This is a genomic window from Palleronia sp. THAF1, assembly GCF_009363795.1.
GTDB lineage: Bacteria > Pseudomonadota > Alphaproteobacteria > Rhodobacterales > Rhodobacteraceae > Palleronia.
The window spans coordinates 1,278,296-1,293,083 of sequence record NZ_CP045420.1; the positions used below are offsets into that span (position 1 = coordinate 1,278,296).

The following is a 14,788-nucleotide window of genomic DNA, read 5'->3' on the forward strand; positions in this document are numbered from 1 at the left end:
TTTCTCATGTTCAACCGCATCCTGATCGCGAACCGGGGCGAGATTGCGTGCCGGGTGATCGACACCTGCCGCCGCATGGGCGTGCAGACCGCCGCGGTGTATTCCGACGCCGATGCGCATGCCCGTCACGTCCAGATGGCCGACCGTGCGGTTCATATCGGCGGCAGCGCGCCCGCCGATAGCTACTTGCGGGGCGATGTGATCGTGCAGGCGGCGCTGGATACGGGCGCGCAGGCGATCCATCCGGGCTACGGCTTCCTGTCCGAAAACCCGGACTTCGTTCAGGCGGTCGAGGCGGCGGGATTGGTCTTCATCGGACCCAGCGCCGACGCGATGCGCAAGATGGGCCTGAAGGACGCCGCCAAGGCCGAGATGGAAGCCGCAGGCGTGCCCATCGTGCCGGGCTACCACGGGCGCGATCAGGCGGATGTGCGGCTGGCGCAGGAGGCCGCGACGATTGGCTGGCCCGTGATGATCAAGGCGGTCGCGGGTGGCGGCGGCAAGGGGATGCGGCTGGTCGAGTCCGAGGACGCGTTCCAAGACGCGTTGAACAGCGCGCGAGCCGAAGCCAAGGGCGCGTTCGGCAACGACTCTGTGCTGATCGAAAAAGCTGTGACCCGGCCCCGTCATATCGAAGTGCAGGTCTTCGGCGATGGCACACGGGCGGTGCATCTGTTCGAGCGCGATTGCTCTTTGCAACGCCGCCATCAAAAGGTGATCGAGGAAGCCCCCGCTCCGGGCCTGTCCGACGCGATGCGTTTGGAAATGGGGCAGGCAGCGGTGCGCGCGGCAGAAGCCATCGGCTACGCGGGCGCGGGCACCATCGAGTTCATCGCGGAAGGCGACCTTTCCGCCTTCTACTTCATGGAGATGAACACACGACTGCAGGTCGAACACCCGGTGACAGAGGCGGTCACGGGCGTGGACCTCGTGGAATGGCAGCTGCGGGTGGCGTCCGGCGAACCCATGCCCATGGCACAAGACGCACTGACCCTGACCGGCCACGCGGTCGAGGCACGGCTTTACGCCGAAGACCCCGCAAACGATTTCCTGCCGGTCACGGGCACCCTTGCGGCGCTGGATTTCCCCGAAGGCCTGCGGATCGAGACGGGCGTGCGCGCAGGCGACGAGATCACGCCGCACTACGACCCCATGATCGCGAAGCTGATCGCGGAAGGTCCCACGCGCGACATCGCATTCCAGCGGCTGTCTGACGGCCTTCAACGCTTGCGCATCGCCGGAACGGTGACGAACGCGGGTTTCCTGAAAGCGCTGATCGATCACCCTCGGGTGCGGGCCGGGGATGTGGAGACGGGGCTGATCGGGGCAGAGATCGATGGGCTGACGACAGTGGCCGATCCGGAACCCGCCGACGTTGCTGTGGCTGCGATTGCCGCGATGGGATTGGATGAACCCGGCCCCGCCTTGCAGGGCTTTGCATTGTGGAAACCGCAGCCGCAGACCGTCGCTTTGACGGCGGGCGAGACCACACATGACGTGCGGATCACCTGCGACGGTCCTGATGTCCGGGACATCCAGCTGGCCGACACGCATCTTCGCGCCCTCCGCGACGCAAATGGTTGGCGCATCGATGGGAACCGGATCGCCGCCGCCACGCGCCACGGCAATCGCGTGACGACCGGACCGCATACCTTTGGCATCCACGATCCCATGGTCGCGGCCAGTGCCATGCAGGACAGTGGCGACACGGTGCTGGCCCCGATGCCCGGACGGGTCGTGCGCCTGTCCGTTGGGGCGGGTGATACGGTCACCGTCGGTCAGGTTTTGGCGGTGTTGGAGGCAATGAAGATGGAGCACTCCTTGAAAGCCCCCCGCGACGGAACGGTGGCCGAGGCTCTGGTGTCAGAAGGCGATCAGGTCGCGCAGGGCGACGCGTTGGTTCGGTTGGAAGACATCTAGCGGATCAGCGTCATGGCGATGCCTCCCGTTCGCGGGCCTGCCCAGGCGCGATGCATAAACAAGCGGTCTGCGTAATCTCGCCGCGTCTGCTCCGGGCGAAGGGCGTTCTGGTTGCAGCGCGGGCAGGGGCGGGGGATAACCAGTCGAATGGCGAAGGAGCCGATTTGATGATCACATTGCATCACTGCCACGAAACGCGCTCTATGCGGGTTTTGTGGTGCCTGCACGAGTTGGACATGGATTTCAGTCTGCGCGTCCATGCGTTCGACAAATCCCTGCGGGCCGACGAATACCTGACAATCAATCCCGTGGGCCGCGTGCCTGCGCTGGAGATTGATGGTGACGTGATCTGGGAATCGGGCGCAATCCTAGAGGTTCTTTGCGAGCGATTCCCTGAACGCGGGTTGGGGCGTCCGCCCGGCGACATCGACCGCCCCGAATACCTGATCTGGCTGCATTTCGCCGAAACCATCAGCCAGCACGCCGCCGCGCTGACCCAGCAGCATGTCGTCCTTTACGACGATGCGATGCGGTCGCCGATCATCATGAAGCTGGAAGCCGCACGTCTGAAAAAGTGCTACGCGGCGATCGAGGGGCGCCTGTCCTCTCCGGTGGAGAATCGTGATTATCTGCTGACCAGCGGCTTTTCCGCCGCCGATATCGCCGTGGGGCAGGCTGTCTATATGGCGCGCCATTTCGCCACACTCGACGGTTTTCCAGAGACGCAACGCTGGTTTGAGCGCATCACCGAGCGCGATACATTCATTGATGCCTTGCCCCCTGCCGGTAGCGAGCGGCTATATACGCAAGATTTCTATCCCGCCTGGGAGTGATCGGCCGCCCCTATACATCACGGCCCGGTCCCTGTAGGACGCGCTTCTTTCCGGGCGCGGTGTGTGCCCCATGACCGAACGGCCCTTTCCATGATCCAGACCCTGCAAGATGCGCTGTCGGCGCGCGGCTACGACACGCTGACCCCCGTCCAAGAGGCGGTGACCGCCCCAGAACTCGACGGCGCGGACCTTCTGGTCTCTGCCCAGACGGGGTCGGGCAAGACGGTGGGCTTCGGTCTGGCAATCGGGCCGACCTTGCTGGACGACGACGGAAAGATGCCTCCGGCGAATACGCCCGTGGCCTTGATCGTGGCCCCGACGCGCGAACTTGCGATGCAGGTGCAGCGCGAGTTGGCGTGGCTTTACGCAGACACCGGCGCCCGATTCGCCGCCTGTGTGGGTGGCATGGACATGCGCGACCAACGCCGCGCGCTGGAGCGTGGCGCGCATATCGTCGTGGGTACGCCGGGGCGTCTGACGGACCACATCCGCCGCGGCTCGCTGAAGCTGGACGGGCTGAAAGCCGCCGTGCTGGACGAAGCGGACGAGATGCTGGACCTCGGCTTCCGCGAGGATTTGGAATTCATGCTGGCCGAAGCGCCCAGCACCAAGCGCACGCTGATGTTTTCGGCCACCGTGCCGGCGATGATCGCGACGCTGGCCAAGAAGTACCAGAACGACGCCGTGCGCGTGAACACGGTCGGCGGCGGGCGTCAGCACAGTGACATTCAGTATCAGGCGATGCGCGTTCATCCATCGGATGCCGAGAATGCGATCATCAACGTGCTGCGCTTTCACGACGCCGAAAACGCCATCGTCTTCGCCAACACCCGCGCCACTGTCGCGCGGCTGACCGCGCGTCTGGGCAATCGCGGGCTGGCGGTTGTGTCGCTGTCGGGCGAACTCAGCCAGACCGAGCGGACCCACGCATTGCAAGCCATGCGCGACGGGCGGGCAAAGGTCTGCGTGGCGACGGATGTGGCCGCGCGTGGTATCGACCTGCCGAACCTCGACTTGGTGATACACGCGGAATTGCCGACGAACACCGAAGGCCTGTTGCACCGTTCGGGTCGCACGGGCCGGGCAGGGCGCAAGGGCGTGTCCGCCCTAGTCGTGCCGCCGAAAGCCACAAGCAAGGCCGAACGCCTTCTGAAGTGGGCGAAGATCAACGCGGAATGGGTCGCAGCCCCCTCTGCCGACGATATTCTGAAGCGCGATGAAGAACGGCTGCTGTCCGACGAATCTTGGGCCGACGAGATCACGCCAGAGGAAGCCGCCTTCGCCGAAAAGCTGATGGCGCAATACGATGCGGAAACCATCGCGGCAGGCTACCTGCGTCTCTATCGCGCGCATCATTCCGCCCCCGAAGAGCTGTCTGACCCGACGACCGCGCCGAAGCGAGAAGAGCGCAAGCCGTTCGGACCCTCTGCCTGGGTTGCGCTGTCCAAGGGCCGCAACGACCGGGCAGAGCCGCGCTGGATCCTGCCGCTGATCTGCCGCATGGGCGGGCTGACCAAGGATCAGATCGGCGCGATCCGTATCCAGCCTGCAGAGACCTATGTGGAGCTGACGGCGGACAGCATCGACGGCTTCATGGCTGCGACGGGCGGCAAGCTGGAAGATGGGATGACCGTGCGCCGCGCCGATGGCCCGCCCGATTCGGGGCCGCGTCCGGCGAAGCGGTCGGATGGTCCCTCGGATGGGCCGCGTGCGCCGAAGCCGGGCGCACCGAAAGCAGAGGCGAAGTCCGACTGGTCGCCTGAAAAGACCGAACCCGCGCCGTCTGCCGATATGGCGCCGCGCAAGCCACGTGCGCCGAAGGCGGATGCCGGTCCGAAGAAGCGCTGGGACAAGTCTGCCGACGGGGATGCACCGAAGAAGCGATGGGATAAGCCCGCCGATGGCGCTGCGCCCAAGCGGGACAAGCCGACAGGGGCGAAGCCTGCACACGCGCGTGCCGACCGGGACGCATCCGCGCCGAAAAAGCGGTGGGACAAGCCGAAGGGCGGCAAGCCCGGCGATGGTGCGAAGCCGCACCGGGGCAAGCCAGGTCCCGGCGCGACTTCGGATCGATCCTCGGCTGGCCCCTCCAAACCGGGATCGAAAGTGCGGCCCGGTGCGGCGAACACCGGGCAGCGGATGGAGCGTCCGGGCGGCAAGCCCAAGGGCAAGGGCGGCGACAAGGGACCCCGGCGCAAGTGACATGAGCCGTTGATGACGGATCGGTTTGACCGCCACGCCGCCCTTGGCTATTTCGAAACCGAACCCAAGAGGACCCCGCCATGGATGACCTGCTTCGCGACTATCTTCCGATCCTGATCCTGCTGGGTCTGGCCATTGCGCTTGGCATCATTCTGGTTCTTGCCGCCGCCATCGTCGCGGTGCGCCACCCGGATGCAGAGAAGGTTTCGGCCTACGAGTGCGGGTTCAACGCCTTCGACGACGCGCGGATGAAGTTCGACGTGCGGTTCTACCTCGTGGCCATCCTGTTCATCATCTTCGATCTGGAGATCGCGTTTCTGTTCCCGTGGGCCGTATCGTTCAACGTGATGACTGATGTGGCCTTCTGGTCGATGATGGTCTTCTTGGGCGTGCTGACCGTGGGTTTCGCCTACGAATGGAAGAAGGGCGCGCTCGACTGGGAGTGATCGCGCGACCTTAGGTTCACAGAGCGGGCAGGATCAGCGTCACGCCCAGCCCGACGATCGGGACGAACAGGACGCATTGAATTGAGAACAGACCTGCTTCGGTGTGCAGGAATTGCTTGAGGCGTTCGGGGAGGTGGGACTTCAACATGGGGCTCGCGTCTTCTTGATGACACCGGCAACGACCTGTCCGGCCTCTTCCTTTTGACGGGCGTCAGGGGCCGATGTTCGGAAAGTTCGGGACTTAATCGGGATTTCCATAACATCTGATGAATTAACTATTCATCGCGACCTCTGCTGCGGCACTGCCCCGCGTTGACGATTGGCGTGGCCGCTTATAGGTCAATCTCAACAAGGCCGTGGTGTGTTCCCGGCTTTTCCGATGGAAGGACCCGCCCCATGTCTGTGATCCCAGGTGCGACCCCGCAGGGCGCTGTCAAAGCCGGCCCCGATGCCGATTACACAACCCAGAAGCTGAACAACGAGCTGACGGACAAGGGTTTCCTGCTGACCAGCGCCGATGACCTGATCAACTGGGCGCGCACCGGCAGCTTGCACTGGATGACTTTCGGTCTGGCCTGCTGCGCGGTCGAGATGATGCACACATCCATGCCGCGCTACGATGCCGAGCGTTTTGGTGTCGCGCCGCGCGCGTCCCCGCGACAGTCCGACGTGATGATCGTGGCAGGCACGCTGACCAACAAGATGGCGCCCGCGCTGCGCAAGGTCTACGACCAGATGCCCGAGCCGCGTTATGTGATCTCGATGGGGTCCTGCGCGAACGGCGGCGGATACTACCACTACAGCTATTCCGTGGTGCGCGGTTGCGACCGCATCGTGCCGGTGGACATCTACGTGCCCGGCTGCCCGCCGACGGCAGAGGCGCTGCTGTACGGCATCCTTCAGTTGCAGCGGAAGATCCGCCGCACCGGCACCATCACCCGCTAGGAGATTCCCCCCGATGTCTGGCATGTCCGACGACGCCCTGATCGAACTGGGAGAGCACATAAAGGCCGCGCGGCCCGACTGCGTGCTTGGCTACGATGTGGCCTTCGGTGAGTTGACCGTGAACGTGGCGCTTGCCTCGGTGAAGTCACTGGTCGAATTCATGCGGACCGACAAGACCTGCCGCTTCACCTCGCTGATCGACCTGACGGCCATCGACCACCCGGCGCGTGAGGTGCGGTTCGATCTGGTCTATCACTTTCTGTCGATGTGGCAGAACCACCGCGTGCGCATCAAGACGCAGGTGCGAGAAGATGAGATGGCAGCCTCGATCACCGACGTGCATCCTAGCGCGGGCTGGTTCGAGCGCGAGGTCTTCGACATGTTCGGCATCCTCTTCACCGGCCACCCGGACCTGCGCCGTATCCTGACCGACTACGGTTTCCGCGGTCATCCGCTGCGCAAGGACTTCCCGACAACCGGCTACACCGAGCTGCGCTACGATGAGACCGTGAAGCGCGTCGTGTATGAGCCTGTCGATTTGGTGCAGGAATACCGTCAGTTCGACTTCATGTCGCCATGGGAAGGGGCCGATTACATCCTGCCCGGAGACGAGAAGTCGAAGGAAGGGGCGTAGTCCGCATGAATTCGGGCGATCTGATCACCGGTTTCGTCTTCCTTGCAGCGCTTTTGGTGGTGCCGTTCTGGAAACTGCTGCCGTCGCACGGAATCTCGAAGTACTACGCCTTCATCGCCATCCTGCCGGTGGGCGCGGTTCTGCTATTGTGGGTGCTCGCCTTCCGCGATGCATTCAGCGACCGCGCGTGAGCGATCCTACGATCATCCTTGGCCTAGGGGCCACCAAGTCCGGCACAAGCTGGCTGTACGAAAGCCTTGCCGTGCACCCGCAGGTGTACCTGCGGTCGATCAAGGAGTTGCATTGGTTCGACACCTTGGAAAAAGGACATTCGGCCAAGGCGATCGAGCGATTGGAAGACGAGATTGCGCAGATGACAGGTCGGCTGTCGAAGGCGCCGGAAGATTGCGCGCCGAAGATCATGGCCCGGATCGCGGACCGTCAAGCCTTCGCCGATGCACTGCGGGACGGGGGGCAGGACGCCTATCTTGGCTACCTGCGGGATCGGGCCGGTGCGGCGCTGGCCGTGGGCGATGTAACGCCCGCCTACGCGATCCAGTCAGAGCCGGTTCTGCGACGCATGGCCACTATCGCGAATGACGTGCGCGCGATCTATCTTATGCGCGACCCGGTAGAGCGGCTGTGGAGCCACGTGCGCATGATCGCCCGCCGACGCGGCGACGGGGAAACGGTCGATCCGGATCGTGCGCGTCGGATCCTGGCCCGTGTCTTCGCGGGTAAGGAAACGGAGATCGAGGTGCGCGGCGATTACGCTGGCGCGCTAGACCGAATAGAGCGTGCGTTCCCGACAGCCAAGCGCTGGATCGGCACGTTCGATAAGGCGCGCACGTCCGAGGGTTGGGCCTCGATTTGCGCGTTTCTGGGGTTGGACACGTATCCCGCCGAAGAGAAAATCGTCCACGGCGGAGCACCGTCGCAGATGACAGAAGAAGATACACACCGGGCGCGTGCATGGCTCGCCCCGCAATATGACGCCGTCGCGCGCCGCATGCCGCTGCCGACGACCTGGATGCAACACGATACGCAGGCACGGGCCTGACGAGAGGGATCGCCATGAAGGACAACAACTTCGATGACGCTCGCACCGGCGAGCAGAGCATCCGCAACTTCAACATCAACTTCGGCCCGCAACACCCTGCGGCGCACGGTGTTTTGCGCTTGGTGCTAGAGCTGGACGGCGAGATCGTGGAACGCTGCGACCCGCATATCGGCCTGCTGCACCGCGGGACCGAGAAGCTGATGGAAAGCCGCACCTACCTTCAAAACCTGCCGTATCTGGACCGACTCGATTACGTGGCCCCGATGAACCAGGAACACGCGTGGTGCTTGGCCATCGAGCGTCTGACCGGCACCGAAGTGCCCCGTCGCGGCCAGCTGATCCGGGTCCTGTTCTGCGAAATCGGGCGCATTTTGTCCCATCTGCTGAACGTGACCACGCAGGCGATGGACGTGGGCGCCCTGACCCCGCCGCTGTGGGGCTTTGAAGAGCGTGAGAAGTTGATGAACTTCTACGACCGTGCCTGCGGTGCGCGTCTGCACGCCAACTACTTCCGCCCCGGCGGCGTGCACCAGGACCTGCCGCCCAAGCTGATCGAGGATATCGACGCCTGGTGCGATCCGTTCCTTGACGTGCTTGACGACATCGACGGTCTGATCACTGACAACCGCATCTTCAAACAGCGCAACGTCGACATCGGCATCGTCCATCAGAAAATTATCGAAGACTGGAGCTTCTCCGGCGTCATGGTGCGCGGCTCTGGCCTTGCATGGGACCTGCGCCGCGCGCAGCCGTATGAGTGCTACGACGAGTTCGATTTCCAGATCCCTGTCGGCAAGAATGGCGACTGCTACGACCGTTACCTTGTACGGATGCAGGAGATGAAGGAATCGGTGAAGATCATCCGTCAGGCCTGCGAAAAGCTTCGGAACGAACCCGGCCCGGTGATGTATCGCGGCAAGCTGTCGCCGCCGACTCGGTCGGACATGAAGACCTCGATGGAAGCGCTGATCCACCATTTCAAGCTTTATACCGAAGGCTTCCACGTGCCTGCGGGCGAGGTCTACGCCGCCGTGGAAGCGCCAAAGGGAGAGTTCGGCGTTTACATGGTCGCCGATGGGTCCAACAAACCCTACCGCGCCAAGCTGCGCGCACCGGGTTACCTGCACCTGCAGGCGATGGACCACATTACCAAGGGCCACCAGCTGGCGGACGTGTCGGCCATCATCGGCACGCTCGACGTCGTGTTCGGAGAGATCGACCGCTAGGCGTGGTCGCACCGGATGGACATCGGACTTCTGCAAACCGTCGCCCGCGCGCTGATCGCCTTTACGCCGTTGGTCGTCCTGCTGTTCCTGACCTCGTTCCTTGTCTGGCTGGGGCAGGGGACGCGGTCCAACAGGTTTACCCGGTTCTGCGACGCGGCCATGGTGCCCAGCGGCCTGACCGCGCTGGCCTTGGTTCTGGCGACACTGATCTTCTTTTAGCGACACAGCACCACCTTTTCCTTCGCGACGCAGTTCGCTAAGTCACCTTCGATCCCGACCGCCGCGAAAGGCCCGCCCATGCTCCGTCGTCTTCATCCCGAGCAGCCCGACAGTTTCGTCTTCACCGAAGAGAACCGGAAATGGGCCGAAGGGCAGATTTCCAAGTTCCCCGAAGGTCGGCAGGCCAGCGCCATCATTCCGCTGCTGTGGCGCGCGCAGGAACAAGAGGGCTGGTTGAGCCGGAAGGCCATCGAACACGTCGCGGGGATGCTCGATCTCGCCTATATCCGCGCGCTGGAAGTCGCGACCTTCTACTTCATGTTCCAGCTTCAGCCGGTTGGGTCGGTCGCCCACATCCAGATCTGCGGCACGACGTCCTGCATGATCTGCGGCGCGGAAGACCTTGTGGCGGTGTGCAAGGACAAGATCGCCAAGAAGCCCCACGCGCTGTCGGACGACGGCAAGTTCTCGTGGGAAGAGGTCGAGTGTCTGGGGGCCTGCGCCAACGCGCCGATGGCCCAGATCGGCAAGGACTACTACGAGGATTTGACGGCGGAAGGCTTCGCGCAATTGCTGGACGAAATGGCGGCGGGCAAGGTGCCGCAGCCCGGATCGCAAGCGGGCCGTTTCGCGTCGGAGCCTGCGGGTGGGATCACCTCGCTGACGGATATCGAGAAGGTGAATGGGTACAACGCTTCCGTCACGCTGGCGGAAGAAATCGGCGACACGCTCAAGCGGATCGACGGCACGGAAGTGCCGCTGCGCACGCCGTGGCGTCCGGTCGAAGACAGCGCCGCTGCCGCACCGCCCGACGTGAATGACGACCTGCTGCCGCCAAAGGCGCCCATCAAGGGGGAAACGCCGGATCAGAAAGGCTTCGCCGAGGTCGGCAACGGCGCCGTTTCCCGCCAGGCCGCCGAGGCTGACGATGCCGCACGCCCCAATGAGGGGGAGGTCGTGGGCGACGCGATCCCCGAAGGCGGCCACGACAAACCGATGTCCGACGCGCACCACGGTGCGGGCGAGAGCACGACCGATATCTCCGAGGACAGCCGCGAAACCTCCGCGCATTCGGGCAGCGGTCCTTCGGACACGGCCCATGGTACCGATGCAAACAACGCCGCCGCTGCCGATGTGCCGGAAGGCGAAGAGACCAAGCCGGCGATGCTGGACGAAGCGCGCGACAATCGCCCCGACGATCTCAAGCGGATCAAGGGCATCGGACCGGCGCTGGAGCGAATGCTGAACGAGATGGGAGTCTACCATTTCGACCAGATCGCGGGCTGGGCCGCTAAAGAATTGGCGTGGGTCGATCGCAACCTTGAAGGCTTCAAGGGCCGGGCCACGCGGGACAACTGGATCGGCCAGGCCAAGGGTCTTGCGCAAGATGGGCAGACAAACACCTGACCCTACGCTAGCATTCCGCGCGAAGTGACCTAAGAATAAGGTCACCGAACAGGGATGGACCAATGCAAAAACAGACTCCGAGCTCACTTCTGCTCGTCGCGGCCATTGCGGGCGGCGCGGGCTTCGTGGCCTTCGTGGCCCTTATGCTGGTGGGTGGCTTCACCGTTTCACCTGCCGCTTTCCTCGCGATCCTCGTAGCCGGAGCGGTTGCGGTGTTCCTGTTTACCGCCCTGCACAAAGGGCCAAAGGACGATCTGCCGAAGCTGAAGGCGTCTTCCGATGGTAAGCTGGGAGACCGGACGCGCAAGGCGGGCACCGCTGGGGTTGAGCCGGGGACGGCTGGAGTGAAACCGGGCTCTTTTGGGTCCGGAACGGCCAACAACACGATGGCCGCCCGAACCTCGGGCACGGCCCAGACGCCCAGCGATACGTCGACCGCAACCGCCGGTACGACCGCAGCGACAATCGGTGCGCCCAAAGGCAGCAAGGAAGGCGCCAGCCCCACCGGGCCTGCGCATGACGATGTGGATCCGTCCAAGGTGGCGGGCCGCGCCCATCTGATGGAAGACCGTGCGGATGCATCGTCGGGTGCGGATCGTCCGCAGAACAAGGATTCCTCTACCGGGGGATCAACTTCTGATGCGACCAGCTATGCCGCTGCGGGCACCACGGAAGCCGATGCGTCCGGTGCGGCTGTCACGGCCAGCGGCGCTGATGCCACCAAGCCCACCTCTGGCATCGATGGCGCATCGGACGGTGCGGGCACCACGCAAGCCGACGCCGCAAGTTCGGACCAGAAATGGAAATCCACGCAGGTGCAGGGCACCGAAGAACTCGCATCCCGGAAAGGCGAGTGGAAGTACGATAGCGGCAAGGGCGGTGCGGCCACCGCGTCGACCGCGACGGCTGCATCGGCTGGAAGCGCCGCCGAGCCGGAAGAGCCTGTGGGCATCGAGCCCACCCGCCTCGACGCGCCGCGCGAAGGTGGTGCGGACGACCTGAAACGGATCAAGGGCGTCGGTCCCAAGATGGAAACGATGCTGCACGACATGGGCTTCTACCATTTCGATCAGATCGCGAACTGGTCGGACGAGGAATTGGCTTGGGTTGATAGTCGGCTAGAGGGCTTCAAGGGCCGCGCCAGCCGGGATGAATGGGTCAGCCAAGCCAAGGCTTTGGCCTCCGGCGAAGAAACCGACTTCTCCAAGCGCGTGGACGGTGGCGACGTCTACTAACCCTTCTCACAGGAAAACCACGATACGGGCGGCCGGATACTCTGGTCGCCCGTCGTCGTTCGCGTTATGACGCCCCCATGGCAAAGGACGATCTGAAAACCGGCAAGCAAGCCCGCAACATCGGCGTCATCATGGCGATGACCATGATCATGTGGATGGGGCTGCAACTGACCGGCAGCGCGCTGGGATTGCCGCAGCAACTGGTGTTCATCGTCGATATCGCGGCGCTTGCTGTTTTCGTCTGGGCGCTGGTCGCGACATTTCGCATCTGGCAAAAGCGCCGCGACGACGCCAAATAAAGCCGAAGCCCCGGCCAGGAGACCGACATGCTCGACGACAAGGACCGCATCTTCACGAATCTCTACGGTATGGGCGATCGCAGCCTTGCCGGTGCGAAGGCGCGTGGCCAGTGGGACGGAACGGCTGACCTGATCGGCAAGGGGCGCGACTGGATCATTCAAGAGATGAAGGATTCGGGCCTGCGCGGGCGCGGCGGAGCCGGTTTTCCGACGGGTCTGAAGTGGTCTTTCATGCCCAAGGAATCGGACGGTCGACCCAGCTATCTGGTCGTGAATGCCGACGAGTCAGAGCCGGGCACCTGCAAGGACCGCGAGATCATGCGGCATGATCCGCACACGTTGATCGAAGGCTGCCTGATCGCGTCTTTCGCGATGAACGCGCACGCCTGCTACATCTACATCCGTGGCGAATACATCCGCGAGAAAGAGGCGCTGCAGGCCGCGATCGACGCCGCATACGACGACGGGCTTCTGGGCAAGAATGCCGCCGGATCGGGCTGGGACTTCGATCTTTATCTCGCGCATGGGGCAGGGGCCTACATCTGCGGCGAAGAGACGGCACTGATCGAATCGCTCGAAGGCAAGAAGGGTATGCCCCGCCTCAAGCCGCCGTTCCCGGCGGGTGCGGGCCTGTATGGTTGCCCGACCACGGTGAACAACGTCGAATCCATCGCCGTCGTGCCTACGATTCTGCGGCGCGGAGCGTCGTGGTTCAGCAGTTTCGGTCGCGAAAACAACGTCGGCACCAAGATCTTCGCGATCTCTGGCCACGTGAACAAGCCGTGCGTCGTGGAAGAGGCGATGTCGATCTCGTTCGAAGAACTGATCGAGAAGCACTGCGGCGGCATTCGGGGCGGATGGGACAACCTGAAGGCCGTGATTCCCGGTGGCTCGTCCGTGCCGTGTGTGCGTGGCGAAAACATGCGCGATGCGATCATGGACTTCGACTACCTGCGCAACGACCTGCAATCGGGTCTGGGCACTGCGGCCGTCATCGTGATGGACAAGGACACCGACATCATCAAGGCGATCTGGCGTCTGGCCGCGTTCTACAAGCACGAGTCCTGCGGGCAGTGTACACCCTGCCGTGAAGGCACTGGCTGGATGATGCGAGTGATGGAACGTCTGGTGCGCGGCGATGCCGAGGTCGAGGAAATCGACATGCTGCTCGATGTGACGAAGCAGGTCGAGGGCCACACGATCTGCGCCCTTGGCGACGCGGCGGCCTGGCCGATCCAAGGTCTGATCCGCAACTTCCGCGACGAGATCGAAGATCGTATCAAACACAAGCGTCCCATCGCTGCCGAGTAACGCACAGCAATTGTGCGTCCCTTGCCCTAACGGGCGGAACGCCCATCTACGTCTAAAGACAAGGGAGCGTTCCGCCATGATCCGATCTGTTTTCGTGACCATTTTGCTGGTGATCGGGGCGCCCGCCGTGGTGGCCCAACCCATCGCAGACGCTGCCCGCGCGCAGGCGGAATTGATCGCTGGGGCTGTGGATACCGACAACGACCAGCATATCTCTTTGGAAGAGATGACGCTGTTCGGGGACACGGTGTTCACCCTGATCGACGCGGACAGCGACAGCCAGATCACGCGGGACGAGCAGGAAGCCTTCCAACTGGGCATGGTCGAGATCGCAGATTTTCGGGGGCGCCGTCAGGCCTACGATACGGCGCAGGCTATCGTGTTCGACATCTTCGACCGTGACCGAGATGGTGTGATCGCCCGCGCAGAGCATGACGAGGGCTTCGTGCGAGCCCACGCCTTTGCCGATACGGACGGCGACGGCACGCTGACGATCAACGAGTATCTGCGCGGCTTCATCTTCAACATCGCCATGCGAAATGCGATGTCCGCGCCCTGATTGCGGGCGAAGGCAAGAATTGCGCACAGGGGGTCTTGGGTGTAACCCCTTTCGGGACACGTATTTCGACAAGCCCGGAGGCCCCGACCCGTGACGCGCCTGATCATCCTCGTCGCCCTTGCCGCGTCTTTGACCGGTTGCGGTCGGTTCAATCTTCCGAACGTTCCGTTCACCAATCGCATCCAGCCGTCAGAGCCTTTGCCGTTCAAGACAAACTTGGCCGCCGCCCGTGGCGCACAGACTTTCCAAGTGTCCGTGGCGCAGGGCGCTGCTGATCTGGAAGCGGTGCGCGAGTCGGTGCGCTTCCCCGCCACGAACCACTGTATGCGCTACTACGGCTCGTCTCAGATCGACTGGGTGTCCGCCGCCGGTGATCCCAACGCTTGGGTCGGACAGCCAACCGAGAGCGGCGCGACGGTCTATTCCGGTCGCTGCGATCCACGCTAAAGGTCAATTTCCGGTAATCTTTCCGTGGTTTCTGGCGTGATGCGC

General features: G+C 63.5%; 17 protein-coding genes. 16 read left to right on the plus strand and 1 reads right to left on the minus strand.

Annotated elements, in window-relative coordinates; translation table 11 throughout:
* The first annotated feature begins 6 nt into the window (after positions 1-6).
* The 4 genes from FIU81_RS06445 to FIU81_RS06460 all read left to right on the plus strand — a co-directional run bounded on the left by FIU81_RS06445 (position 7) and on the right by FIU81_RS06460 (position 5,401).
* Positions 7-1,920 (plus strand): acetyl/propionyl/methylcrotonyl-CoA carboxylase subunit alpha, encoded by a 1,914-nt coding sequence (locus FIU81_RS06445; protein ID WP_124112741.1) that lies wholly within the window; start codon positions 7-9, stop codon positions 1,918-1,920.
* A gap of 167 nt (positions 1,921-2,087) precedes the next feature.
* Positions 2,088-2,753, plus strand: coding sequence for a glutathione S-transferase family protein (locus FIU81_RS06450; RefSeq protein ID WP_124112742.1), 666 nt, complete (start codon positions 2,088-2,090; stop codon positions 2,751-2,753).
* A 90-nt stretch (positions 2,754-2,843) separates the two neighbouring features.
* Positions 2,844-4,955 carry a DEAD/DEAH box helicase gene (locus tag FIU81_RS06455; protein ID WP_124112743.1) on the plus strand — a complete coding sequence of 704 codons (2,112 nt, stop codon included), beginning with the start codon at positions 2,844-2,846 and terminating at the stop codon, positions 4,953-4,955.
* Positions 4,956-5,035: 80 nt separating this feature from the next.
* On the plus strand, positions 5,036-5,401 hold the full coding sequence (locus FIU81_RS06460; RefSeq protein ID WP_124112744.1) for an NADH-quinone oxidoreductase subunit A: 366 nt from the start codon (positions 5,036-5,038) through the stop codon (positions 5,399-5,401).
* Positions 5,402-5,417: 16 nt separating this feature from the next.
* On the opposite strand, the gene FIU81_RS17015 is transcribed toward FIU81_RS06460, so the two are convergent.
* Complete coding sequence (locus FIU81_RS17015; RefSeq protein ID WP_256366153.1) at positions 5,418-5,549, minus strand: hypothetical protein; 132 nt, start codon at positions 5,547-5,549, stop codon at positions 5,418-5,420.
* Between the two features lie 248 nt (positions 5,550-5,797).
* Between FIU81_RS17015 and FIU81_RS06465 the strand changes: the two genes are divergently transcribed.
* From FIU81_RS06465 to FIU81_RS06515, 12 genes are all read left to right on the plus strand, one after another.
* Positions 5,798-6,346, plus strand: a complete 549-nt coding sequence (locus FIU81_RS06465; RefSeq protein ID WP_124112745.1) for a NuoB/complex I 20 kDa subunit family protein — start codon at positions 5,798-5,800, stop codon at positions 6,344-6,346.
* A gap of 22 nt (positions 6,347-6,368) precedes the next feature.
* Positions 6,369-6,980, plus strand: coding sequence for an NADH-quinone oxidoreductase subunit C (locus FIU81_RS06470; RefSeq protein ID WP_124112911.1), 612 nt, complete (start codon positions 6,369-6,371; stop codon positions 6,978-6,980).
* 5 nt (positions 6,981-6,985) lie between these two features.
* Entirely contained in the window at positions 6,986-7,171 is a 186-nt protein-coding gene (locus tag FIU81_RS16675; RefSeq protein WP_172971413.1) for a hypothetical protein, read from the plus strand.
* Complete coding sequence (locus FIU81_RS06475) at positions 7,168-8,040, plus strand: sulfotransferase (protein WP_172971414.1); 873 nt, start codon at positions 7,168-7,170, stop codon at positions 8,038-8,040. Before FIU81_RS16675 ends, FIU81_RS06475 begins: the two co-directional genes overlap by 4 nt.
* 14 nt (positions 8,041-8,054) lie before the next feature.
* Complete coding sequence (locus tag FIU81_RS06480; protein ID WP_124112747.1) at positions 8,055-9,266, plus strand: NADH-quinone oxidoreductase subunit D; 1,212 nt, start codon at positions 8,055-8,057, stop codon at positions 9,264-9,266.
* A 15-nt stretch (positions 9,267-9,281) separates the two neighbouring features.
* Complete coding sequence (locus FIU81_RS06485; protein WP_124112748.1) at positions 9,282-9,485, plus strand: hypothetical protein; 204 nt, start codon at positions 9,282-9,284, stop codon at positions 9,483-9,485.
* Positions 9,486-9,563: 78 nt separating this feature from the next.
* The gene (locus FIU81_RS06490) at positions 9,564-10,892 is read left to right on the plus strand and encodes an NADH-quinone oxidoreductase subunit E (protein ID WP_124112749.1); all 1,329 of its coding nucleotides are present in this window, start codon (positions 9,564-9,566) and stop codon (positions 10,890-10,892) included.
* A 62-nt stretch (positions 10,893-10,954) separates the two neighbouring features.
* Positions 10,955-12,127 (plus strand): hypothetical protein, encoded by a 1,173-nt coding sequence (locus FIU81_RS16950; RefSeq protein ID WP_254696016.1) that lies wholly within the window; start codon positions 10,955-10,957, stop codon positions 12,125-12,127.
* Between the two features lie 77 nt (positions 12,128-12,204).
* On the plus strand, positions 12,205-12,426 hold the full coding sequence (locus FIU81_RS06500) for a DUF5337 domain-containing protein (RefSeq protein WP_124112750.1): 222 nt from the start codon (positions 12,205-12,207) through the stop codon (positions 12,424-12,426).
* Between the two features lie 27 nt (positions 12,427-12,453).
* Entirely contained in the window at positions 12,454-13,737 is a 1,284-nt protein-coding gene (gene nuoF / locus FIU81_RS06505; protein ID WP_124112751.1) for an NADH-quinone oxidoreductase subunit NuoF, read from the plus strand.
* 76 nt (positions 13,738-13,813) lie between these two features.
* Positions 13,814-14,296, plus strand: a complete 483-nt coding sequence (locus FIU81_RS06510; RefSeq protein WP_124112752.1) for a hypothetical protein — start codon at positions 13,814-13,816, stop codon at positions 14,294-14,296.
* Between the two features lie 90 nt (positions 14,297-14,386).
* Positions 14,387-14,743 (plus strand): hypothetical protein, encoded by a 357-nt coding sequence (locus tag FIU81_RS06515; protein WP_124112753.1) that lies wholly within the window; start codon positions 14,387-14,389, stop codon positions 14,741-14,743.
* Positions 14,744-14,788 lie beyond the last annotated feature (45 nt).